Here is a 23,510-nt window from a genome sequence, read left to right on the forward strand (position 1 = left end):
CACAATTTAAACTCTAATTTCCGTTACATTTAACCCATGGGATTACTGACATTTTATTTAGTGCTTGCCATTGGAGTCTCATTTTTGTGCTCCATTTTAGAAGCCGTTCTGCTTTCAATATCACCATCTTTTGTGGCGGTGACAGAGAAGAATGACCCTAAGACCGGTCAGCTTCTTAAAGAGCTGAAGAAAGACATTGATCGGCCGTTATCTGCGATCCTGACTCTAAATACGATCGCCCACACCGTTGGAGCAGCAGGGGTTGGTGCTCAGGCACAGGTTGTATTTGGGAATGCCTACGTGAGTATAACATCAGCTCTATTAACATTAGCCATACTGATCTTTTCAGAGATCATCCCAAAAACTCTGGGCGCAAATTACTGGAAAGCATTATCCGGTTTTGCTGCACGCGCTACTAAAGTGTTGATCTATGTTACCTATCCGTTGGTTCTACTTTCTCAGTGGATCACCCGATGGCTTTCGAGTGAAAAAAATCAGCCTACAGTAAGCCGCGAAGAATTCAGTGCCATGGCGGAACTGGGTTTTGAGGAAGGTATTTTTGAGGAGGGTGAATCCAATATCTTTAAAAACCTGATAAGGTTTCGCTCATTAAGGGTACAGGATATTATGACTCCACGTATTGTGGTCGTGAAATTTCAGGAAGACCAGACCATTCAAGAGATCCTTCAGCATAAAGAAGAGTTAAGGGTTTCCAGAATGCCGGTATATGGAGATAATGAAGAGGATATCACCGGATATATTTTGAAGAATGATCTGTACTATAATCTTTCAGAAGGAAATGGAGAAAAGGCCTTGAAGGACATCAAGCGAGAAGTATTGATACTGCCTGAGACCATTTCCCTGAAAACTCTTTTCGAAAGGCTACTGGAAAAGCAAGAGCATATTGCAGTTGTTGTTGATGAATATGGAGGATTTTCAGGTGTTGTTACTATGGAAGATGTGGTGGAAACTCTGTTCGGAATGGAGATCGTAGATGAAATTGATGCTATCGAAGACATGCAGAAGCTGGCCCGTCAAAAGTGGAGAGAGCGGGCCAAGCGATTGGGTATTGTTATACCTGACAAGCTAAAAGAAGTCAGTGCCCCGGATCAGAAAAAATCAGCTGAATAAAGCCCGGTGTACTTTTTGGGCAGCAGGCAGTAACTCTTCGTTGTCCGTTACAAGATTGAATATGCGTTTCTCCTTGGTGTATGATAGCATATCTATTTTCAGATTCGATAATGGGGCTAAAAGAAGATCTCGGAAGTTGTCTGCAGATTGCACCGAACAACCGATCAAGGTTAAGAGACCTTTGTTCTTTTCAATATTTACGGACCCTATCTCAATAAACTCTTTTGAAAGCTGACCCAGAATATTATCGTCAGATATGGCAATAGTCACGGAAGCTTCCGTGGTGTTAACCGCATCAACGGGTAAGCGATATTTTTCAAGAACACTGAATACCTGGGGTAGAAAAGAAAACCCCATCAGTGTTTCGTATGCACTTACGGTAAGAAGAGATATATTCTGTTTAAAAGACATAGCTAAAATGGGCAGATCATGATCCGCTTCCCTCACGATCCGGGTACCGGGATCTTCAGGATTGAACATGTTTTTAACATATACCGGAATATTTCGCTCCTGTGCCGGTTTCAATGTTGAGGGATGCAAAACTTTTGCTCCAAAATAAGCCATTTCGGTTGCATCAAAGTAACTGATCTCAGAAAGGGGCTTGGCTTCAGGGATGAACCGTGGATCACCGGTATAGACCCCGCTAACATCTGTCCATATCTCAATGGTTTCAGCCCCAACAGCTCCACCGATCAGACTAGCAGAGTAATCGGATCCTTCAAATCCAAGGGTGGTGATAGTTTTGTCAGGGGCTTCCCCATAGAAGCCACCGATGATAGGTGTGAAACCATTTTCGAGTACGGTTTCCAGTGAGCCACAATGCTGATTGATGAGCATTTTATTTGGATTGGCCTTGCCGTATTCATTATCGGTCTTTATTAATTTTCGTGCTTCAATATGCTGGGTCATCATGTCCAGAGCCAGTCCGCATTGTGCAAGCAGATAAGAGGAAATTTGCTCCCCCGTCGCTGCAATGGCATCTTTCATTTGTGGAGATAGCTTTTCCTGACGGGCAGTGTAACTCAGTAATTTATTGAGCTTGCCGATCTTGGCATCCATATTTTTAATGCAACTGTCTTTGATCAATAAATTTTTTGGATGGGGATTCTCCTCGAGAAAGTTTTCAACGATACCCTGATGACGTTTTTGAATGGATCCTGAGATCTCAATGGCCTCATCAAGTTTACCTGAGGCAGCTAAATGTGCGGCTTCAACCAGCTGGCGGGTTGTTCTTGCCGTGGCGGAGACGATAACCACAGGCCATTCATATTCCTTGATGATGTCTAAGACCTTTTTCCATGTTTTGTGATCGGCCATGGAGGTGCCGCCGAATTTAAGTACGTTGATCTGCATATATAGTCGTCTTGAAAATGAAGTGGGAAAATAAGGGGAATCTAAACCTATTCCATGTTGAATTCGGAATAAAGTTTCCGGGATTTTGCCACGAAATCTCTAAAGCACGAAATATAAATTAATACTCGTTACGAAGTTCCAGCTTTGTAATGCAGTCCGGGAAGCTCCGGCTTCCTGTGCATTTAAATGATTGATATTCCGTATTCACCTTTCTTGTTCTTTTGTTCCGACAAAAGAACCAAAAGCTCCTGGCTGCGAAAAAAGAGCTAAAGCTGACTCCATTCCGCTAAAAGAAATCAATGCTCCTTGACGTATATAGATGGCTTCGTAGTTGTTCAGCGATATGATTTCTTTTTAAACGTTGCATTGCGTCATCTTCTTAACGCTCTTTTTTCTAAGGCCGATGGAATTATTGAAAAAGGAAGTATAATAAAGTCATTCCTGCGAAGGCAGGAATCTAATTGTTTGAACCGCAGATTAGGCTGAATCATGAATTGTTCGAATAAGCAGATTTCTGAGCTATTCGAGCTCAGCGGAGTCATATATTAGTAGCCCCGGATAAGTCCTGCCGGGAAGTTGAAGATAGGGTTGCCATATTTGCCGGGCGCAACCTGGGGGTAAAAAGAACCAAAGTGGAAAATTTTTGCCCCGGATTTTTTTAAGAAATGATGTCAATCAAAAATTGGGCATAGAGTTCAATACTGTACAGAAAAATACTCTATAATTTCTGGGATTATCCGAACAATCCGCTTTATCGGTATTCTATTTCGTGACTCACCAAAAGAAACGGTATCTTTAAAAGATGAATGATAAACCCTTACAAGTAGCTGTTATTGGCGGTGGAGCAGCCGGTTTTTTTGCAGCCATTTCTGCCAAAACCAATCACCCCGAAGCTAAAGTTACCATTTATGAGAAATCGGATAAATTGCTGTCAAAAGTTCGAATATCCGGTGGCGGACGATGTAATGTAACTCATCATTGTTTTGATATTCGGGAATTGGTAAAGCACTATCCCCGGGGTGAGCGGCCGCTGAAGAAAGCTTTCGGGATGTTTTCTCCAACCGATACCATTGAGTGGTTTCAGCAGCGAGGAGTAGAACTGAAGACCGAGTCAGACGGACGCATGTTTCCGACCACGGATGATTCCGAGACCATCATTCATTGCCTGATGCAGGAAACACGAAAGCTTGGGGTCGGAATCAAAACCAAGTCCAATATCAAAATTCTGAAGCGACTGGAGGAAGGGTACGAACTTGGATTCCATCGGGGTGGAAGAATGGTCGTGGACAAAGTAATTGTGGCAACGGGTGGAAGTCCGCGGGCTAGTGGTTTTGACTGGCTTCGAAAGCTGGATCATGAGATCGAAGAACCGGTGCCCTCCTTATATACCTTCAATATGCCGAATGAATCGATCAAAGAGTTGATGGGCGTAGTAGCAGAGCCGGTTTCGGTGAAGATCATGGGGACGAAATTGCAAAGTAGCGGTCCGCTGTTGATCACGCATTGGGGAATGAGCGGTCCGGCTATTTTGAAGCTTTCTGCATTTGGAGCAAGAGAACTGAATGAGATGGATTACAATTTCAAAGTGCTGGTGAACTGGACAGGTGAACGAAGCGAGCAAGAAGTACGGGATATCCTCAAAACCGTTGAAGAGGGGCATGGCAAAAAGAAGATCACGAATGTAAATCCGTTTGGCTTGGCGGGTCGATTATGGGAATTTCTCATCAATAAGCTGGAGTTGAGTGATAATATGATCTGGCAAAATATGGGCAAGAAAAACATTAACCGCTTGGTGCATTTACTCACCAATGATGAGTATCAGGTAGAAGGAAAGACCACCTTCAAAGAAGAGTTTGTGACCTGCGGGGGAATCAGTCTACAAGATGTGGACATGAAAACCATGCAAAGCCGGAAATCACCGGATCTCTACTTTGCGGGAGAAGTTTTGGATATAGATGGCGTGACTGGTGGATTTAATTTTCAGGCCGCCTGGACTACAGGATACATTGCCGGGATGTTGAAGTAATTCGAAATTTAAAATTTTGAGTACTCGTTAAAAAGTTACGGCTTTGTAACGCTGTCCAGGAAGCTCCGGCTTCCAGAATTATTATAAATTCAGGGTCTAAGATCTCTCTTGGTTCTTTTGTACCGACAGAAGAACAAAAAAACTATCGGCCTTAGAAAAAAGGAGCTAAAGCTGACTTCATTCTACTAAAATAAATCAATGCTCCATCATCGGGCTTGCAGGTAAGTCAAATACCATACGGTATGATTTATTTTTTAACGTTCCATTTCGTCAACCTCTTAACGCTCCTTTTTCTAAGGCCGATTGAAAGATTACAAGGAAAATCCCCTTGTTATTTGTTGACTTGCGACTACCCCAAGTTCAGCTGTATCAGTATTCTATTTAGGGATGTTAATGATTTAGTGGCAAATTCACTCTATCTCATCCGAATACACTGTGGCGTTGGCCTCTCGCAGATTATAGGCACTGCGCATAACCTCACCGTAGGCTCCGGCGCTTCGAATGGCGATCAGGTCTCCGCGTTCAACTTCAGGGATGGAAATATCAGTCCGGAAGGTATCGGAGCTTTCGCAGATCGGACCGACAACATCATAATTTTTATTACGCTTTGCACTGGTTAAGACATCGATGCGGTGTGCCGCTTGATATAAAGCCGGCCGGATAAGTTCCGTCATACCGGCATCTACAATAGCGAAATTCTTAGATTCACCGTATTTGGTAAACAGTACGCGTGTGATCAGACTACCACATTGGCCAACCACGGATCGCCCAAGTTCGAAGTGCAGTTGCTGATGATCCTTGAGTTTTATGTTGTCCTCAAATAATCCAAAAAAGCGTTTAAAATCCGGAATTGAATTGTCGTTGGGATGAGCATAATTTATCCCAAAACCACCACCAACATTTATGACAGAAATTTTGAAGCCTCTGTTCTCGATGTGATCATTGAGCATGTTGGCACGATCGCAAAGCACCTCAAAGGGAGTGAAATTTTCGATCTGTGATCCGATATGAAAATGAATTCCGATCAGCTTCAGGTTTTTTAACTCAGGAATACGATCCAATACCTCATCCAGGTCGGAAGCGTTGATACCAAACTTATTCTCATTCAATCCGGTAGTAATATACCGATGGGTATCCGCTTCAACATCTGGGTTGAGCCGCAACGCGATTCGGGCTGTTTTCCCTTGTTTGCCGGCAAGTTCATTCAACACTTCCAGCTCTTGTGGCGATTCACAATTGAAGCAAAAGATATCATGTTTCAATCCCAATTCGATCTCATCATTACTTTTACCTACTCCTGCAAAGACTATTTCATTAGCTGAAAATCCGATATCAATAGCTCTTTGTACTTCACCTCCGCTTACGCAATCAGCCCCAAGTCCGGCTTTTTTGATCAATGTTAAGATCTTAGGCTGATTATTGGCTTTAAGAGCAAAATGAACATGGTACCCTTTGGAAAGACCGTGTTTTTTGATCTCTTTCAATGTGGCATTCAGTACATCGAGGTCGTAATAATAAAAGGGCGTTTTCTGTGCACTAAAAAAGTCAGTGACTTCCGATGGAAACATCAAAGGTTAATTTAAGAGTGAATGAGTGATTATAGGGAGAAATAAATATAACTAAATTTACCGCTTGGTTTGATAGGATTTGTTGATGGTAGGAATTAGTGTTGGTAACCGGCATAGTCGAAAAAACATGAAGAGGGTTTTTGCATTTGATTATGAAAAGGATTGAGACTTTAAGTGATAGAAAGCCCAATTTTTGATCAGCTATTTCCCTGAAAAGGCTGTTCAGGTAAAAATTTATATATCTTCTTACAGTAAAGGTTTTACCAATATGTTGCTCCTGACGAAGCAGAAAGCCAAACTGAAGACTGGCACCGCAAGTGCCAAATACTGGTAAAAAAGAAAGTTACCTCAAAAAGTAAAAACCTTCATCCGGTTGTTTATGATGTTATTTGGTCTCTGAAGTTTGGGGCAAAATCTTTCCAAAGCAAAATATGACTTTGTGTTTGACGAAATACAAAAAAGCCGGTATTATTATTGGTGATTAAAAACGATCAGCCTAATCCCGATCTCATTGGGAGCGGAGGACCCGAAAGTGGGGCGAATTTCTGAAAAGAATAGAGTATCTATCAGCTCGAGCCCGTCAGCTAACTTCGCAGGCATTGATAGAAGATTGAGCATGCTATTCCTGTGTGATCGGTCTTCACATCTTTAATTTTATATACCGACAAGAACACATGAGTTTAGATCAGAAAGATTTTTTGCTTTCTGCAAGCAATTACGATATCCCGGAAGCGATCGAAGAAAGCAGTGGGCTGCAGGTAGGTGATAACCTGATCCGGTCTATATTACTGACAACGGACCTTTCATTCATTCAGAGCCTGAATGCAGATTCGATTATGGCGGTACACCCTTTTGAGAAATCAGCCCAACTGGATAAAGTGATCGTAGATTTTAGCAACAGGCCTGTATTTTGTGATATTGGTGGTGGATTGCTTTATGAGAGGAAAACAGTTGAAGCTGCCAAAAAATCCTTTAATGCCGGGGCTGCAGCAGTTGTGATCTCGAAGCCCACTCCGGCTGAAGTCATCAGTAATATAAGATCTGAGATCGATGGACCGATCATATATACAGTGATGTTTGATGCTGAGACAATACCGGAGTTGTCTTCGGCGGGAGTTGATATTTTTAATGTAGCTACCGGTGAATACACTGCGGAAACAGTCAGCTATATTAGTAGCTTAGTTCCGGAGATGCCGATCATGGCGAGTGGAGGGCCGCATGATTCAACGATCCGTGAAACCATAAGATCGGGGGCTAATGCCATTGTATTCAATCCACCAACGGCTACTGAAATTTTACGATCTTTCTTTGATGAATATCGAGATCAAAGGTCACAATAAGATTTTATTTTCTTCTTGGATGGAATGTTAGTCTCAAAAAGAAGATTATTTTAACTTGAAATAAACTAAAAGGTATTGTCATATGGACGTTTTTAGCGCAGCGCCGCATCATGATGTTTTAGTATTGGTTGTACAGGTAGGGGTTTTATTATTGGTAGCACGATTGATGGGTGAGATCGCACAGCGATTAAATCAACCCTCGGTGGTGGGTGAAATACTTGCCGGTATTATTTTAGGTCCTTCCCTGATCGCGGGATTCTTTCCCGGAATCGGTGAGTGGATAGTGCCTCAAAATGTAACACAGGGGCACCTATTGGAGGTAGTTAGTCTTATTGGAGCTATGTTCTTATTGTTGATAACAGGACTTGAAACTGATATCAGGCTGATCAAGCGGCACGCAAAGACAGCTATGGGTGTATCCGGCGGTGGTATTATAGTGACCTTCGCCACGGGTTTTATCTTGGGTCAGAATTTGCCTGATTTCCTGTTGGCTGATTCCAGTGAAAGGTTGGTGTTCTCATTATTTGTGGCAACAGCGATGTCTATTTCAGCGATTCCTGTAATTGCCAAGGTTCTTATGGATCTAAACTTGATGCGGCGGGATATCGGTCAAACAATTATTGCGGCCGGCATGAGTGATGATACCATTGGATGGATACTGCTTTCTATTGTAGCCGGTATCGCAAGTGGTGAATCTGTTACTGCCGGTGGGGTTTTGCAAATCGTAGGTAGTGTACTGGCATTTATGCTGGTTAGTTTTACCTTGGGCCGGTGGATGGTCAAAAAACTTCTGAATTATGTACAGGATCAGGTAAAAAGTACAGATCGGCTTTTAACTCTAGTGGTTGTTCTAACTTTTTTATGGGGAGCCATTACACAGGCGTTGAATCTTGAGGCCGTTCTTGGCGCATTTGTAATGGGTATCCTGTTTGGCATGATGCCACGATTGCCTGATGAGGTGCACCATAAAGTAGAAAGTATCGCCCTTGGAATTTTTGCCCCTATCTTTTTTGCGGTTGCAGGTTTAAAAGTTAATGTGGTCAACCTATTTGAACCGACACTCCTGATCATAACCGGTATCGTGATCCTGATCGCAACGCTTGGTAAGGTTGTTGGAACCTATTTTGGTGCGCGTTTTATAGGAGGAAGGGACCATTGGACGTCTCTTAGTTTTGGAGCTGGATTGAACGCCCGGGGAGCCATGGAGATCATTATTGCAACTATTGGTCTGCGGTTGGGAATTTTGTCTCAGGATATGTTTTCCATTATAGTGGTGATGGCAATGGCTACGTCTCTGATGGCACCATCTGCACTTAAGTGGGTGCTTAGCAAAGTAGAGATGGGAGAGGAGGAAGAAGAACGACTCAAAAAAGAAGAAATGGAAGCCGAAAGTGTGGTTGCCGGTATTCACCGGATTTTGCTGCCTGTTCGTAAAAGAGATTTTACTACAGACAAAATGACCACGCAGTCAATTGAATCACAGATACTTGCGCGACTTGGTAAACAAAATGATCTTTCAGTTACTCTTATGACAGTATCTCAGGAAGGTGATCGACAAGAATGTGAAAGATATCTGGATGAATTGGGTAAGCTATTTGAGGGAATTGATGTTACAAAAAAAGTGGTGCAGAATGTAAAACCTGAAAAGGCTATCCTTGAGGAAGTTGGAAAAGATTATGATCTGTTAGTTCTCGGTGCCACCGAGAAGAAACCGGGTCGTAAACATCTTTTCAGTGAATTTGTGGATTACACGGTTCGAGTAGCACCTTGTCCGGTTATGATCGTACAACCTGAGCAGGAGCCCAAAGACTGGAACCCAAAACGTATTTTGGTTCCCACTAATGGTACTGAGGCTTCCAATAATGCGGCTGAACTTGCATTTTCTCTCGCCAAAAACAGCGAACACTGTGAAGTTATAGGAATGAAGGTATTAGAAGATGAACGAAGCTCAAATCGTCCTTACCGTATTGACTCACAACAAGTTAGTCAACGTGAGGTAGCTGAAGACATCGTGGATAAACTCAAAGAAAAAGGAGAAGCCTACAAGGTTAAAACTGAAGGTATAGTAGGGCAAGGTGAAGAAGTAGAAGAAGTAGTCATCGATTTCATCGACAGGAATGATATTGACCTGATGATACTGGGTACCAACATCCGTCCCGGATCTCACCGATTATATCTTGGCCCTAGAGTTGAGAATATGCTCGAGGAGTCAAAATGTGCTGTGGTTGTATTTAATACCTGATACTCGCCATAATTCTCAAAGTTAGATCAGCTTCTGAGATATAAGCAATTTATTATTCTTGCTGCTTTTCCAGCGTGGTTTTTTCAGGTTTATGTTTGGTGTCAACATCAGGCTTAGTAAGTGATATCAAAATGTTTCCTGGTTGAGGTACCGGTGGATTATCCGTTGTAAATGGCCTTATGGAATTATCATTTAAAACGACAAATAAAGGAATAGCTACGTCACCATATGTTTCTTTGAAGTTCTGAAATGTGAACTCCTCAGTAAGTTGAGTGGATTTAACCACTTTACCTTGTTCGTATTGTCGGGTCATAAATTCAAAAGTCGCATTTTTTTTGAAGAGAATGCGACCGGTTTGTATGATTCCGTCCTCGCTGTCATCGGATTTCTTTTTCATGCTCGGCGAAAGTTGATACACTCTTGAACGCCCAAATAGCTCAGAGAAGCGTATGGCAGTAAGGGCATTTACCTCGTCATTTGGAGTAACAGAAATCAACTTACCAATTCCATCCAGATCAAGATGATCTAGAGCAAACTCTGATAGAACGTTACCATAATAGGTGTCAAGATCGTGTGATTTAGCATTGCTGATATTTTTCCAATTTGAATCTGCGATAAGTATTTTGCCACCATGTTTTTTTATCTCGGTAGCTATATCAATTGCCCACTTATGCGCACCTATGATGAGAAATCCATTTGGTACAGGTTTTGCAACACCCAGTTTCTTAGCTACCCACGGTGCTGTTAATCCATAAATAGCTACGGTACTGATAATTGTGATGAATACAATTGAAATAAGTTGATTTGCTTCGGGAAAGCCATTTTGCACTAAAGAAATGGCAAATATTGAAGAAATTGAGGCAGCAACAACACCTCGGGGAGCCATCCAGCATAGAAACAGTTTTTCCTTCCAGTTTAGTGGTGAAAAGATGGTTGAAAGGTAGACTGCTGCCGGTCTAATCAAAAAGATCAAAATGGCAAGAAATGCCAGCATGTTAAGGTTCAGGTTGCCCAAAAGGTTTGTGAGTTCGATCCTTGCCGCAAGTAATATGAAAAGTGCTGAGAGAAGCAAGAGCCTGATGTTTTCTTTGAACTCTATAATGTGATGGATCTTGGCTGATTTCTGATTTGCCAGCACAACGCCCATCAAAGTGGTAGCCCAAAGTCCGGATTCATGCTGAAATATGTCAGAAATTGTAAAGATCAGAATTACGATCATAAGGCTTACCGGATTTTGAAGAAAATCAGGCAGCATGTGTTTTTTCAATAAGGCATATAAAACACCTGCCCCTGCCAGACCAAGTGCAGAACCGAATAGAATGGTCTTGAAAATACTCATAAAAGCCAGGCTGGTCGCCTCAGAAAAACCACTTGTCAGAATAACTTCGTATACTAAAACGGCGATCATTGCTCCAATCGGATCAATAACTATGCCTTCCCATTTTAATATGGATCCAACCTGACCAGAGGGCCTTACCTGTCTTAATAGGGGGACAATAACTGTAGGGCCGGTCACAATTAGAATGGCACCCAATAAAACCGCCAGTTCCCATCCAAATCCAAATAACAAGTAAGCTGTTACGGAAGTCAAAACCCAGGTAAGTAAAGCACCGATGCTAACCAGATTCCCTATGGCACCGCCAACATTTTTCAGTTCAGAAAATTTAAGGCTTAGCCCGCCTTCGAATAAGATTATAGCGACTGAAACATTGATAAAAGGAGTTAACAAGTTTCCCATTAACTCCTCAGGTTTCACCAAGCCTAATATGGGGCCTGCCAGGAGTCCGGAAAGCAGTAAGAGAAGTATGGCAGGAAGTTTAAATTTCCAACCGACCCACTGAGCACCAACTCCAAAAAAAATAACACTGGTTATTCCAATTAAAATACTTTCTGTCATAGGGAGGAATCCGGAAGTAACATAAAAGGACGAATTGTATGTAGGTATAATTTCAAGGCCTGAAGATAAACAAAGTATATCACAAGTTATTAACTGTTCTTCAATTACACTGATAACAACTGATGATAGATGTTTTGGTCAGAAGTTTATGGATTTTAACTACCGTTGTGTTATTATTGGTGCAAAACGAAATATGATGTAATGAATAAAAGTGCATTCAAAATATTGTTAAAAGAATTGATATGGTTGACTGCTATAATTGGGCTTTCTGCACTTTTAGAATTCGCTATAATTGAGACTTTTGACCTGCATCCTGTGTTAAGTATTAAACTACAAGGCCTGATCGGTCTAATAGTTATTGGTTACGGTATCAGAATGATTGCGAGATTATGGAAGACCTTTCACTCTTCAGAAGATTTAAATTCTGAGAAACCCGAATCATCTGACTGAATTATTAGTTGGCGTTTTACATTGTCACAGTTCCCAACCTTCAATATTTCTTAAATAATCAGATTCTATTCAATTAAATTATGAAGCATAAAAAATTAGCGAAAGAATTAGGTCTTTCGGATGTATATGCGATCGCAACCGGAGCTATGTTCAGTTCCGGGTTTTTTCTTTTACCCGGTTTAGCTGCAGCTGAAACCGGCCCGTCTGTAGTTTTGGCATATTTGGTTTCAGGTATAATTGTACTCCCCACCATGTTCAGTGTGGCAGAACTGGCAACAGCTCTGCCACGTTCAGGTGGCACCTATTATATAATTGATAGAAGCTTAGGTCCCATGTTGGGAACTATTGGCGGATTTGGCTCATGGCTGGCTTTGGTACTTAAGAGTGCGTTTGCCCTTATAGGTATGGGCGCATATATCTCTATATTTTATGAAGTAGATATATTGTATGTAGCGGTGTTTCTCACAATAGTTTTTGGGATATTGAACGTGGTCGGTGCTAAGGAAACAACGTGGCTCCAAAAGGTATTGGTTGCAGCTCTTGTGACAATCATGTTCTTTTATATAGTTCAGGGTGTTTTTGAGATCTTTTCCATGAATTTTGGGGAGATCACTGAAAAGCAATTTAAGCCGTTTTTCACAGAGGGGGTGTTTGGTTTCTTTGCTACGGTGGGTATGGTGTTTGTGTCTTATGCGGGGTTGACAAAGGTTGCAAGTATAGCTGAAGAAGTAAAAAACCCGGATCGCAACATACCTTTGGGAATGTTTTTGGCCATTGGTACTGCTGTGATTGTATATGTTGTAGGTGTATATATTATGGTGGCTTTACTTGAACCCAATGCTTTTCGAGAGGATCTTACCCCTGTTGCGACTGCCGGAGAGGTATTTCTTGATTGGCTTCCCGAACCCGGTGGATTGATCTTAGTGGTAGTGGCAGCGGTAGCAGCATTTGCATCCACAGGGAATGCAGGTATCATGTCAGCTTCCAGGTACCCCATGGCTATGGCACGCGACAGGCTGGTGAACAAGCATTTTGCTACTGTAGGTAAATTGGGTACCCCTCATTGGTCGGTATTGGGAACGGTTGTGTTGATGTTATTTTTCTTGTTGGCTTTTAATGTTGCTGAGGTTGCAAAATTAGCGAGTGCTTTTCAATTGTTATTATTTGGCCTGCTCAATCTTTCTGTCATTGTCATGCGCGAAAGCCGAATCGAAGAATATGATCCGGGATTTAAATCTCCTTGGTACCCATGGATACAAATTGCAGGTATCATACTTTCAATTATTCTGATCTTTGAGATGGGAATTCTTTCAATACTATTTACAGTGGCAGTAACTGCTGCCTCAATAATTTGGTACAAATATTACGCACAAGATAAAGTTGAACGTCAGGGGGCTATTTTTCACGTACATGCACGACTAGGTGAAAATAAGGATCAGGGTCTGGAAAATGAGATGCGGGGTATTCTCCGTGAAAAAGGACTTAGGCAAGAGGATCCATATGAGGAACTTGTTGCTCGTGCGGACGTTTTGGATTTTTCTCCAGATACCGATTACGACACTATCTTCAGTAAAGCTGCAGAAAGCCTGGCTGAAAAATTGAACATCACTACAGATGAACTCCGAGAACTATTTTTAAATTCAGCTGATAACTCTGCAATTCAGATCGCAGATGGTGTGGCTCTCAATCATGCAAGGTTAAAGCAAGATGTTTCTCCTGAAATGGTGTTAGTGAGGATACGAGAGGGTTACAGTAAGAAAAAGCTTGGCAAAGATGAGGATAAAGATCAAAAACTTCACAGCATCATATTCTTTGTCAGTTCTGAAGCAAATACCGGCCAGCATTTAAGGATCCTTGCCCATATTGCAGAGATGGTAGGTTCCAAAAACTTCCTCCAACGCTGGAATAATGCCGAAAATGATGAAGAACTCAGGGAGATTCTCTTACGGGATGAGCGCTTTATTAAGATCACCCTTAGCCCCGATGATAAGACCCAGCAGTATATTGGTAAGATGATCAAAGAGATCTCATTTCCCGGACAAAGCCTGATAACGATCATCCGACGGGGAGGAGATATCAAAATCCCTCATGGAATTACCGTTCTCCAGGAAGGTGATGAACTCTCGATCATCGGTGAAATTGAGGACATCGATAAGCTGAAAAACATGCTGAAGAAATAAGGGTAAAGAGTCTAGTCAAATAACGACTGCTTATTCCCGACGGGTACTGTTAGGCATACTTACTCAGTTCACCGTAATGATTCAGGATTACTATCTCTGGATTTTGTCTCGTACACTAAGGGTCGATTGGAGTAAATTTGGTGCTAACGTAGTTTCTTCAGGATCTCATCAAAAGTGAGTGAATTTTCTTCACTTTCTTTCATATTGCGAAGGGTGAATTTGCCTTCATTGAGTTCGTTATCACCAATGATGAGGGTATAACGGGCATTCTCACGGTTGGCATCCTTCATTTGGGCTTTCATGGAGCGACTCATGTAGTCCATGGTGGCAGAAATACCGGCTTCTCGCAATTTCGGCAAGTGAGTGACGGCAAATGATCTTGCTGAATCTCCCAGCGTTACGAAATAAACATCGACGGACTTTTCAGCGGTCAGCTCAATATTAAGTTCTTCGCAGGCGATAAGGAGACGTTCCATGCCGGCAGCAAATCCAACGGCAGGGGTAGGCTGCCCTCCAATTTCTTCAACAAGCAGATCATATCGGCCACCGCCGGCAAGGGCATCCTGAGAGCCAAGATCAGGAGATGTCAGTTCAAAAGCCGTTCGTGTGTAGTAATCCATTCCACGAACCAAATGTGGATCGATGGTATAGCTGATCTCAAGATCTTCGAGATAAGCTGTCACCTTTTCAAAATGCTCTGCGGTTTCCTCATTCAGGTAATCCTGTATGACCGGAGCATTTTTAATGAACTCCTGATCTTCAGCCTCCTTGGAATCAAGAATTCGCATCGGGTTTTTCTCGAATCGGTTCTGTGATATTTCGCTCAGCTTATGGAGGTTCGGTTTCAGATGATCGCGGAGAGCCGCCTTGTAAGCTTCACGACTTTCAGGATCACCGACAGAGTTTAATTTCAGTTCAAAATTTTTGATACCGATCCGCTCGTAGATCCTCATCATAAAGGCAATGGTCTCTACATCAGCTACCGGGTCATCACTCCCAATAACCTCAACGCCAAATTGATGGAACTGGCGCTGTCGGCCTTTTTGAGGCTTTTCAGCACGGAACATTGGTCCGATGTAATACAGTTTTTGGGAACCGCCACGTTGATCAAGGTGGTGTTCCACATAGGACCGGACAACCGGTGCGGTCAGCTCTGGACGCAACACATAATGGCTGTCACCCTTCTCAAAGGCAAAGATCTCCTTGGAGACAATATCTGTAAGCTGACCGATTCCACGCACGATCAACTCCGTTTGTTCCATGATGGGCGTGCGAATTTCCTCGAAGTTGAACCTGGCGGCTTCCTCATGGATGATATTTTCCAATGCCCTCCATTTTGGGGATTCATCAGGAAGTATATCTACCATTCCAACGTGTGAGGTGTACTTGGGTTTTGCCATGCGTTATGTGAATTGAAGTGAAACCAATTATAAATATCGTCTCAAAGATAAGGGGAGTGGGGGAGAATGTCTCAGAGGAATTTGGCCTTGATATCTTTCCATATCGAATTCACCTCTTCTGATACATTCATGCTCAGAACTCCAAAACTGTATACAAGAGTAATTACTGAAGACCTGATGATGATATCTACATAAGTGTTATCAAAATGACCTGTCTGAAGACTTATCCAGAGAACAATTGAACTCAATCCGATAAGCATTAGGATCTTTGGCGAAAAAGGCTGCATACTGAATTTGATCCATACGTATGTTCCCTTAATGAGGTTATACAAGAACAGAGAGGCTGCAGTAGCAATGGCAGCACCTGTTATGCCAAGGGCTGGAATAAGCCAGTAGTTCAAAGTGATGGAAAAAATAATGAGAATGAGCATTGAAACAAGATCAAACCGATAATATTTAGAATTCAGAATAATGGCACCGTTGATGCCGGCTGTCATATCTATGAGTTTGGATATTCCAATTATGATGATAACCGATGAAGCTGAAGCGTAGGCTTCCGGAAGGATTTCATTAAGGTTATGTAGATTTGCCACAACACCGACGAAAATCAACAACCCCGGTACCATTTGATTAATGGAAGAACTTTTGTAGATCCTTTCGATCTCATCGTAGTTTTTTTCTTTGAGATGTTTGGCTACCACTGCTGGTGCAATCTTGCCAAGAGATCTTTGAGGTACTATTATCACACTGCCGATATAAAAAGCGATGGCGTAAACTCCGGTTTCGGTAAGGCCGGCTAGTGAACCTAGCATAATAATATCGATATTATTTACGATAAGGGTAGTCATGCCACCCAAGACGGCAAACAGGCCGTAGTTAGCCATTCGTTTAACAAGAGTTGTTTTCAGGTAGGCAAAATTGGGTTTAAGAAAAAGTTCACCTTTCATAAAAAGGAAAACCAATAGTAAAAGGGGCTGAATAATGTATGAGCATGCAAAGCCAACCATAAATTGATCGAAAGTGATCCAGTCGTACCAAAAGAGGACTAGCAAAATTATGATGATCAGGCGTAGTATGATTTCACTTATTACCGAGCCGGGAACCGAGTGTAACCGGGCGCGGACGTAGCTGTTGATCACTTCAAAATAGAGCAAGCCAAACACTATTGGAATAAGCAGCAGATAATATTCACCAAAATAGGTAGATGAATCGTAGTACGATATAAGCAGGTCATCAAATAGGAAGATGATCCCCAGAAAAAGTAAAAAACCAGTGATCGGCACAACAAGAATCAAAAACAGAAATCCGTTGTGATCGGTTTTTTCATCCTCAAAATAAGGAAAGAACCGGATCGCGGTATTGTTCATACCCATGTGCGCAAACTGAGTAAATACAAAGGAAACGGATAGCAGTAGCCGTGTAAGACCATACTGATCCGGCTCAAGAAAGTTGGGATATAGATAAATGGTAGAAATAAAACCTAATACAATACCTATATAGGTTATGAAAGTATTGATTATGCTCTGTTGCTTTATGACACCCAAATGGTTTTCCGTAGAAATTTTATTTCTTATATATAAGGTCTAAAAGTGAAGGATAAAAATGCACATGTTTTAGGGTCTAATCCAATTATAAATATGTTACTTTAATGAAGGTGAAATTGAAAAAATGTATCAAATTATGACCTTAGATAAGTTTGCAAGAGCTTTGCTACCAAGAAGTATCTATCAAAAAGTGTATTTGTTAAGGCATCTTCAAAAATTAAGTACGCAGAAAGGGGCGTATTTGGTTGAGACAGGTTACATTAATTCGATCAAGAATTTGGAACCTGTGAATAAACAGGGAGCTCCGATCCCGTGGATGAACTATTCATTTATTGATTTTCTTGAACCACGTTTAAATCGTTCAATGAAAGTATTTGAGTACGGATCAGGGTATTCAACTCTTTATTTAACTGATAGGGTACACTCAATTACTTCTATTGAATATGATAAATCCTGGTTCGAAAAGATGAGCAAGGATCTGGAAAAAAAAGATAATTGTGAGCTAGTTTTCAGACCTGAACCTGATCAGTACACTACAACTATCAAAGAATATGATGAATTATTTGATATAATTATTGTTGATGGCCGGGACAGAGAAGAATGTGTGAAATATATTATTCCGTACTTGAGCGAGGATGGTGTAGTAATATTGGACGACAGTTGGAAGTCTAAATTCGATAAGGTTTTTGACTTTTTCCGGAAGGAAGGTTTTAAAGAATTAAGTTTTACCGGATTAAAAGCCGGCGGGATGATAGTCGAAAAAACCACTGTATTTTATAGGAATAATAATGTGTTAGGCATTTGATTGCGATACTGCATGTTTTTTTAGATCCAGTAAGTTTCCAATCTTATATTCCATGGAACGGGGTTCAAATGGGATAAATCCATTACCGGGATAATTGGTCAGTTCGCCGAAATAAACATTACTTTGTGTAATATAAAGATCAACCCTAATAAAATTGAAGTCGCTGGATAAGGATTCTGCAACTTCAATGGCTAGATCCCACAACTCTGGCTTTTGTGTTTTACCGGAATATGGAGGATAAAGAAGTTTTGCTTCAATTTTATTAAAGTTTCGGTCGTATAAGTTTCTGGTATGAGGTTCACTTTCATACCGGCCAACATCCTCTTGAATGACTTTAACTTCACCGTGAAAACAAAAGAATTTCCAATCTTTAGGGATTCTATTATTCGAATCGGTTATTAGGGTTTCTGCTATAATTTCCCTGCTCAAACCTTTATAAACCCACTCATGTCCGATTTGATAATAATCAATGTTCTTCCATTTTTCAGTTAATGCAATTATATGTTCGTAGGACTGTTGGGTTTTATCCGTGATTATTTTAACCATTCCACAACCGTGATTAGCTTTTAAAACAAATTGATCAGGAAGGATATTCCAATCTTTTTGTTTTAACGTATCGTAATTGCCCAGCAGTGGAATGAGATGTTCTTCGCCAACTTTGGTAAGCACATAATTTCGAACCTTAAGTCGGTCTGCAACCATCTTCCGAAGTTTTGTTCGCTCGTACAATTTTATATACTGGATCTTTTCAGTAAAGAGCACAGGATCATGGAAGTCTCCCCATTTATCCATGACCAACCAGTACCGGATTTTGGCATACCAATAGTCGTTGACAAAATGAATCAAAATACCCCAAAACAGCTTGGATACCAGAAAATGTAAAACCTTATTCATGAACCAATGTGAATTAAAAAATGATCAAATTTTGCCAGATCCAGACAGGTAACCCTGTAATATCCAATATCTGAATTTTAATAACATGAAGCCTTTAGAAGGACTGAATCCGAAGAGGTAAACAACAAACAACCCCAGACTGACCGATGTCTTGAAGATCTCAGTTAAAAAATGTTTCACCTTTCTCTTAGAAGAACCTTGGACCTGAGTACTAATGCTTCTGCCCATTCCTTCCGCTTGTTTACGGATGTATTCTTTGGTGGCCCGTTCTTCCCCTATCCTGTGATATAAGGCTGCATCAGGTAAATAGAGGATCGGTTCGTCTAAAGCTTTGATCCTGTTAAAGAGATCTTTCTCTTCGTTGGCAGTTAGTTTTTTTCCTTTTCTGCCGAGATCTGTATTAAATTTACCGGCTTTTGAGAAGATGTGCCTCCTGAAGCCCATATTACCGCCAAATGGATATTTATTAGGAGGATAAGACTTTATTTTATTTCCCAGGTTGTGATGACCAAAGAGTGAAAGTAAAAAATGTGAGGCCCATTTTGGTTTACTTTCGTCGAACTGAACATGAATTTTCCCACCGGCCGCATTGAATTCACCATAGTTTTGAAAAAAACTGAGCCAGTTGCTGATAAACCCTTTAGTCGCAAGAATGTCATCATCTATAAAAACAAGATTATCAGTTTTAGCCTCATTTATTCCTCGGTTTCTGGCATGGGATAAGCCTTTTTCTTTTTCCAGACAATAGCTTATGGTTATTCGTGATGAAGCATCGCGATCCATGAAATTTTTTACGATCACATCGGTGTCATCCTCAGAGTTATTATCAACCACTAGAATTTCTACACTCCCTTCATTAAAATTTTGCTGTAACATTGAATGAAGGGTGTCATCTAGATATGCAGCACGATTATAAGTGCAGATAATAAAAGTTATATTAAGATCTTTATTCATGCTAAGTTCTGATGAATTATGGCATTGAAAATACATTTTTTAAAGTGAAACATGCTACCAACAAAATGACAGTGATATTAAATGAGTGAACTACCATTGGTTTCAGTGATCGTGACCACTCATAATCGGATAGATCTCCTGAGAAGAGCCTTGAATTCGGTCAGAAAACAAACCTACCAACATCTGGAATTGATCGTAATAGATGATGGCTCTGATAAATCGGTTCAGGGGATTGTGAATGAATTACAGGATTTGGAAAATATCATATTCTATAGGAATGAGATTGCAAAGGGAGCTTGTGCTGCTAGAAATATAGGAATTGAGTTGGCATCCGGAGAATTCGTAGCCGGATTAGATGACGATGATGAAATGATGCCTGGCCGAATACGAAAATTAGTAAGTGCACATAACAATAGTTTCTCATTTGTAACCTCTGATGTTTTACACGTCTACCAAAACAGGGAACTCATTTGGAATAAAGATGAGGTTATAACACTTGAAAGGCTGCTTTACTCAAATCAGGTTGGGAATCAAGGCTTGATCAAAAGAGATCGCCTAATTGAGGTAGGCGGATTTGATGAGTCACTGAGTTCAGCTCAGGATTATGACCTATGGGTACGGTTGTGTGAGAGGTATGGCCCGGTCAGAAATGTCCAGGAGGCTTTACAGATAATACATCTGGAGCACGAAGGAGAGCAGATCACCACACCAAAAAATCAGCTGAAGGGATACCTGCAATTTTACAGCAAGCACAAGCATTTGATGAATCGAGATCAGCGAAAATACCAGCTCTATACGATTCGAAAAGCAGTTGGAAAAGCAAACAGATTGTCAGATTTGTTCAAATGGGTGCCAACTAAGTTTCTCTGGAAAGAGCTTAAGGTTTTTTTCCTGAGGAGGTTTGTGTAAAGCCGCCTTATTTTTTAACGACCCTGAATACTATAAAGCTGGCTAGAAGTATTTGAAATCCAAGCGAGATCCATGATAAAATCACTCCAGTTTTATATGATCGCGGCTCAAATCTTAACTTGATCTCATGCTCGCCGGCCGGAATTTCCAAGCCGCGTAAAAAGTAATCGGTTTTGTAGATCGGAATCTCCTCACCGTTCAAAGTGGCAGACCAGCCTGCAGGATAGTAAACTTCACTTAGTACTAAGAACCCTGTTTCAGAGCGTGATACTTTTAGGTATATCTCAGGTCCTGTGTAGTTCGTTACTTCTACGGATGAGGCAGGATCGGCAGAGGTTGTTAACTGATCGGCGGTTTCCACAACAGCTGTTTCAGAAAGATCGATCTGCTGTGGCTGGATATAGCCAAAGGCCTGACGTGCCGAATTGACTGTAATAACCGAATCCACAAAAAAGGCTTTGGGCAATACATTCTGGTTTTCATAAACTACGCCACGTTCCGCCTCAAATACCGGTTCAAAACCTTGAAGTGGCAAGCCACTGGTATAGGTCAGGTATTTCACGTTAAAGAGATCAAGCAACTGAGGATTGAAATTATTGCTTTGAATATCCAAAGGTCCACCATTATACATTACATCTTGAATGATACTCAGTTTGGCACCGGTGTAACCACCAATTTGTGGATAGAAATACGAAGGGATCGCATTACTGTATGGATTATCGAGCAGAGGAAATGTCCGGTACGGATAGCTTGTATTCTTTGAATTATTCTCGACGATGTAGCTTGTGAGATCTGTCTTCTGAGATTCGAGTAATCGCTCAGTATTTCTGTTGCTATCAACTATTACATCTTCAGGGATGTACCTCTTGTCAACGCTAATCAGATCATAGGCCACAATGAGTATAAATCCAAATAGGGCAGCTGATAGCGATATTTTTTTTGTGAAAGCCAGGTATATCAGACCGATGGCCAATGCAAAGATAATGGCAAGCCGCAAGAGATCACTTTTGGCCTTTTTTTCTCTCTGAGGAACCATTCGTGCATTTACATACTGCTCGGCTCTTTGCTGAACCTGTGGGTTGTTGGGACTAACCTGATTTTGCTGAGCAATTTGATTTGCAATGCTAGCAACTTCCCCGGGCCGTTTAAAGTCAGACGTATTAAGTTGCACAAAAACAAATATGATAACAACTGCGCTAATTCCTACCGGAAGGTACAGGTCTTTTATCTGTGATTTTTTATCACTTACAAACTTGACCAACCAATCAAGGCCATAAACAGCCACAACCGTGTAACAAAAAGCAGTTAAAGTAAGCCAGGTTTCGGGGGCTCGGAATTTGTCGAACAATGGAATATAGTCGAAGGCAAATTCATTTAATAGCCTGAAATTACCACCCCAGGAGAACATCATTCCTAAAGTGCCGGCAGCAAAGAATACATACATGATCTTTGAACGCTGACGCAGGAGTGCCAGAAGAATAAATGGAAGAGCTAAAGCACCAAGATAGTGCGGTCCGGATGTAAATGATTTTGGTCCCCAATAATCAGGTGAGGCTCCTCCAAAATAATTAGGGACTAGCAGCGTCCAGGTTTCTTTGATGCCCTGCGACCATGCAAAGGCGTACCCTTCACTCAATCCTGTCGAGTTATTCAGTGCTGACCCGCCTCTTAAGCTGTAGTTTGAATATTCCTGTAGAGGTAAAAATGTCTCGGCATGACCCATTAGGGCGATTATCCCTGATAAAGCAAGGAGTCCGGTGGTCTTAGCCCAGGGAGCGATCTCTCCTTTTTTGTAGGAACTCCATGTATCAAAGACCCAGAGAAAGCCAAGAAGGTAAATAAAATAGTAGGTGATTTGTGGGTGATTTGCCCTGAGGTTCAGAACCAAGGCAACCGTGAACAGAAGGAGGCCGGGGAGTCGACTTTCCTCTTTTCGGGTAAGAAGCCAATAACCGGCTATCACCCAGGGTATATAGGTCAGGGTTATGAATTTTGTATTATGTCCGGCAGCTATAATAATGGGGATATAGGTTGTAAGCCCAAACATCAAGCTGCCAAAAGTGGCAGAAAGCGGTCGAAACTTCATCAAAATCAGTAGAAAATACATTCCACTAAAAAGGATCCAAAATTGAAAGGCAGGAAAAATATTCTTGAATAACTTCCTCAGATCATCAAGATGTGGAGTTTGTTTGGCCATTGAGACCACATAAGAGGGCATGCCACCAAACATATTATTAACCCAAAGAGGTTCTTTATCATATGCTTCACGATATTCGAAAACTGATTCAGTGGCCGCTCTCCATTGGGTTGTATCATGTCGCTGAAATTCTTTACCGCCGATAGTAGTGGCAGTGAATAGGAAAAATGGAATAATGAATAAGATAAACAGCGCTATGAGGTGCTGTTTTGTATCAGAGAGGCTGGTAAAGAAATCCTGAGTAGTGATGTTCTTTGGATCAGTCATATAAAGATTTTGGAACGTGGATTATTCGATCACTTTTGGAACACGGAAGTAATCACTGTCGGCATCAGGGGCGTTTTTGAGCGCATCTTCATGAGAGATGGGTTCTTTGGCTTCATCTTTCCGGAGCCGGCTTTCGAGATCTATCACATGCTCGAGTGGCTCAACATTCTCAGTATCTACTTCATTTAACAGATCCATGTATCCCAGGATCTTATTCATGTCGTTGGAAAATGACTTCACTTCTTCATCATCAAGTTGAAGTCGTGCTAAATTGGCGATGTATTGAACTTCTTTCTCAGTAACTGACATAATCTATAAATAGAGATTTATTTTGAGTGCCTGAATTTAAGAAA

The 23,510-nt window shown here is 41.3% G+C and carries 17 protein-coding genes and 1 riboswitch; of the genes, 8 read left to right on the forward strand and 9 right to left on the reverse strand.

Translation table 11 applies throughout. The features are described from left to right. Positions 1-36 precede the first annotated feature (36 nt). Entirely contained in the window at positions 37-1,131 is a 1,095-nt protein-coding gene (locus ACKGJO_RS13670; protein ID WP_411324002.1) for a CNNM domain-containing protein, read from the forward strand. Here ACKGJO_RS13670 and ACKGJO_RS13675 read toward each other — a convergent pair. Then, positions 1,120-2,484, reverse strand: coding sequence for an aspartate kinase (locus ACKGJO_RS13675; protein WP_411324003.1), 1,365 nt, complete (start codon positions 2,482-2,484; stop codon positions 1,120-1,122). The two genes, ACKGJO_RS13670 and ACKGJO_RS13675, sit on opposite strands and share 12 nt — an antisense overlap. Before the next feature lie 802 nt (positions 2,485-3,286). Between ACKGJO_RS13675 and ACKGJO_RS13680 the strand changes: the two genes are divergently transcribed. Next, positions 3,287-4,510 carry a BaiN/RdsA family NAD(P)/FAD-dependent oxidoreductase gene (locus ACKGJO_RS13680; RefSeq protein ID WP_411324004.1) on the forward strand — a complete coding sequence of 408 codons (1,224 nt, stop codon included), beginning with the start codon at positions 3,287-3,289 and terminating at the stop codon, positions 4,508-4,510. A gap of 410 nt (positions 4,511-4,920) precedes the next feature. On the opposite strand, the gene lysA is transcribed toward ACKGJO_RS13680, so the two are convergent. After that, on the reverse strand, positions 4,921-6,078 hold the full coding sequence (gene lysA, locus ACKGJO_RS13685) for a diaminopimelate decarboxylase (RefSeq protein ID WP_411324005.1): 1,158 nt from the start codon (positions 6,076-6,078) through the stop codon (positions 4,921-4,923). A 483-nt stretch (positions 6,079-6,561) separates the two neighbouring features. After that, positions 6,562-6,692: riboswitch (cyclic di-AMP (ydaO/yuaA leader) on the forward strand. A gap of 60 nt (positions 6,693-6,752) precedes the next feature. Here lysA and ACKGJO_RS13690 point away from each other — a divergent pair. Both ACKGJO_RS13690 and ACKGJO_RS13695 read left to right on the forward strand, forming a co-directional pair. Continuing rightward, entirely contained in the window at positions 6,753-7,418 is a 666-nt protein-coding gene (locus tag ACKGJO_RS13690) for a hydrolase (RefSeq protein WP_411324006.1), read from the forward strand. Positions 7,419-7,500: 82 nt separating this feature from the next. Continuing rightward, complete coding sequence (locus tag ACKGJO_RS13695) at positions 7,501-9,660, forward strand: cation:proton antiporter domain-containing protein (protein ID WP_411324007.1); 2,160 nt, start codon at positions 7,501-7,503, stop codon at positions 9,658-9,660. Positions 9,661-9,712: 52 nt separating this feature from the next. Here ACKGJO_RS13695 and ACKGJO_RS13700 read toward each other — a convergent pair whose 3' ends face one another. Then, on the reverse strand, positions 9,713-11,557 hold the full coding sequence (locus tag ACKGJO_RS13700) for a cation:proton antiporter (RefSeq protein WP_411324008.1): 1,845 nt from the start codon (positions 11,555-11,557) through the stop codon (positions 9,713-9,715). Between the two features lie 201 nt (positions 11,558-11,758). Between ACKGJO_RS13700 and ACKGJO_RS13705 the strand changes: the two genes are divergently transcribed. Both ACKGJO_RS13705 and ACKGJO_RS13710 read left to right on the forward strand, forming a co-directional pair. After that, complete coding sequence (locus tag ACKGJO_RS13705; protein ID WP_411324009.1) at positions 11,759-12,007, forward strand: hypothetical protein; 249 nt, start codon at positions 11,759-11,761, stop codon at positions 12,005-12,007. An 80-nt stretch (positions 12,008-12,087) separates the two neighbouring features. After that, positions 12,088-14,187, forward strand: a complete 2,100-nt coding sequence (locus tag ACKGJO_RS13710; protein ID WP_411324010.1) for an amino acid permease — start codon at positions 12,088-12,090, stop codon at positions 14,185-14,187. A 143-nt stretch (positions 14,188-14,330) separates the two neighbouring features. Here the strand turns inward: ACKGJO_RS13710 and hisS are convergent, their stop codons facing one another. Both hisS and ACKGJO_RS13720 read right to left on the reverse strand, forming a co-directional pair. Next, complete coding sequence (gene hisS / locus ACKGJO_RS13715; RefSeq protein ID WP_411324011.1) at positions 14,331-15,587, reverse strand: histidine--tRNA ligase; 1,257 nt, start codon at positions 15,585-15,587, stop codon at positions 14,331-14,333. Between the two features lie 71 nt (positions 15,588-15,658). Further along, positions 15,659-17,131: a lipopolysaccharide biosynthesis protein gene (locus ACKGJO_RS13720; RefSeq protein ID WP_411324012.1), complete on the reverse strand. Its 1,473-nt coding sequence runs from the start codon at positions 17,129-17,131 to the stop codon at positions 15,659-15,661. 136 nt (positions 17,132-17,267) lie between these two features. Here ACKGJO_RS13720 and ACKGJO_RS13725 point away from each other — a divergent pair, with 136 nt between their 5' ends. Next, on the forward strand, positions 17,268-17,936 hold the full coding sequence (locus ACKGJO_RS13725; RefSeq protein ID WP_411324013.1) for an O-methyltransferase: 669 nt from the start codon (positions 17,268-17,270) through the stop codon (positions 17,934-17,936). Here ACKGJO_RS13725 and ACKGJO_RS13730 read toward each other — a convergent pair. Both ACKGJO_RS13730 and ACKGJO_RS13735 read right to left on the reverse strand, forming a co-directional pair. Continuing rightward, positions 17,925-18,830 carry an ATP-grasp fold amidoligase family protein gene (locus ACKGJO_RS13730; RefSeq protein ID WP_411324014.1) on the reverse strand — a complete coding sequence of 302 codons (906 nt, stop codon included), beginning with the start codon at positions 18,828-18,830 and terminating at the stop codon, positions 17,925-17,927. The genes ACKGJO_RS13725 and ACKGJO_RS13730 overlap by 12 nt on opposite strands. 24 nt (positions 18,831-18,854) lie before the next feature. Next, positions 18,855-19,784, reverse strand: a complete 930-nt coding sequence (locus ACKGJO_RS13735) for a glycosyltransferase family 2 protein (protein WP_411324015.1) — start codon at positions 19,782-19,784, stop codon at positions 18,855-18,857. A gap of 81 nt (positions 19,785-19,865) precedes the next feature. On the opposite strand from ACKGJO_RS13735, the gene ACKGJO_RS13740 reads away from it, so the two are divergent. Beyond that, positions 19,866-20,693, forward strand: a complete 828-nt coding sequence (locus tag ACKGJO_RS13740) for a glycosyltransferase (protein ID WP_411324016.1) — start codon at positions 19,866-19,868, stop codon at positions 20,691-20,693. A 7-nt stretch (positions 20,694-20,700) separates the two neighbouring features. Here ACKGJO_RS13740 and ACKGJO_RS13745 read toward each other — a convergent pair whose 3' ends face one another. Next, on the reverse strand, positions 20,701-23,157 hold the full coding sequence (locus ACKGJO_RS13745) for a YfhO family protein (RefSeq protein WP_411324017.1): 2,457 nt from the start codon (positions 23,155-23,157) through the stop codon (positions 20,701-20,703). Between the two features lie 21 nt (positions 23,158-23,178). Continuing rightward, positions 23,179-23,466 (reverse strand): Asp-tRNA(Asn)/Glu-tRNA(Gln) amidotransferase subunit GatC, encoded by a 288-nt coding sequence (gatC, locus tag ACKGJO_RS13750; RefSeq protein ID WP_411324018.1) that lies wholly within the window; start codon positions 23,464-23,466, stop codon positions 23,179-23,181. Positions 23,467-23,510: the final 44 nt, after the last annotated feature.

It is taken from the genome of Gracilimonas qinghaiensis (assembly GCF_046602855.1).
Taxonomy (GTDB): Bacteria; Bacteroidota; Rhodothermia; order Balneolales; family Balneolaceae; genus Gracilimonas.

Coding starts and splice junctions, on each gene's coding strand:
- ACKGJO_RS13675 (WP_411324003.1), bottom strand. CDS start 2,484: ATGCAGATCAACGTACTTAAATTCGGCGGCACCTCCATGGCCGATCAC.
- hisS (WP_411324011.1), bottom strand. CDS start 15,587: ATGGCAAAACCCAAGTACACCTCACACGTTGGAATGGTAGATATACTT.
- ACKGJO_RS13710 (WP_411324010.1), top strand. CDS start 12,088: ATGAAGCATAAAAAATTAGCGAAAGAATTAGGTCTTTCGGATGTATAT.
- ACKGJO_RS13735 (WP_411324015.1), bottom strand. CDS start 19,784: ATGAATAAAGATCTTAATATAACTTTTATTATCTGCACTTATAATCGT.
- ACKGJO_RS13725 (WP_411324013.1), top strand. CDS start 17,268: ATGACCTTAGATAAGTTTGCAAGAGCTTTGCTACCAAGAAGTATCTAT.
- ACKGJO_RS13730 (WP_411324014.1), bottom strand. CDS start 18,830: ATGAATAAGGTTTTACATTTTCTGGTATCCAAGCTGTTTTGGGGTATT.
- ACKGJO_RS13680 (WP_411324004.1), top strand. CDS start 3,287: ATGAATGATAAACCCTTACAAGTAGCTGTTATTGGCGGTGGAGCAGCC.
- lysA (WP_411324005.1), bottom strand. CDS start 6,078: ATGTTTCCATCGGAAGTCACTGACTTTTTTAGTGCACAGAAAACGCCC.
- ACKGJO_RS13705 (WP_411324009.1), top strand. CDS start 11,759: ATGAATAAAAGTGCATTCAAAATATTGTTAAAAGAATTGATATGGTTG.
- ACKGJO_RS13700 (WP_411324008.1), bottom strand. CDS start 11,557: ATGACAGAAAGTATTTTAATTGGAATAACCAGTGTTATTTTTTTTGGA.
- gatC (WP_411324018.1), bottom strand. CDS start 23,466: ATGTCAGTTACTGAGAAAGAAGTTCAATACATCGCCAATTTAGCACGA.
- ACKGJO_RS13740 (WP_411324016.1), top strand. CDS start 19,866: ATGAGTGAACTACCATTGGTTTCAGTGATCGTGACCACTCATAATCGG.
- ACKGJO_RS13670 (WP_411324002.1), top strand. CDS start 37: ATGGGATTACTGACATTTTATTTAGTGCTTGCCATTGGAGTCTCATTT.
- ACKGJO_RS13695 (WP_411324007.1), top strand. CDS start 7,501: ATGGACGTTTTTAGCGCAGCGCCGCATCATGATGTTTTAGTATTGGTT.
- ACKGJO_RS13690 (WP_411324006.1), top strand. CDS start 6,753: ATGAGTTTAGATCAGAAAGATTTTTTGCTTTCTGCAAGCAATTACGAT.
- ACKGJO_RS13745 (WP_411324017.1), bottom strand. CDS start 23,157: ATGACTGATCCAAAGAACATCACTACTCAGGATTTCTTTACCAGCCTC.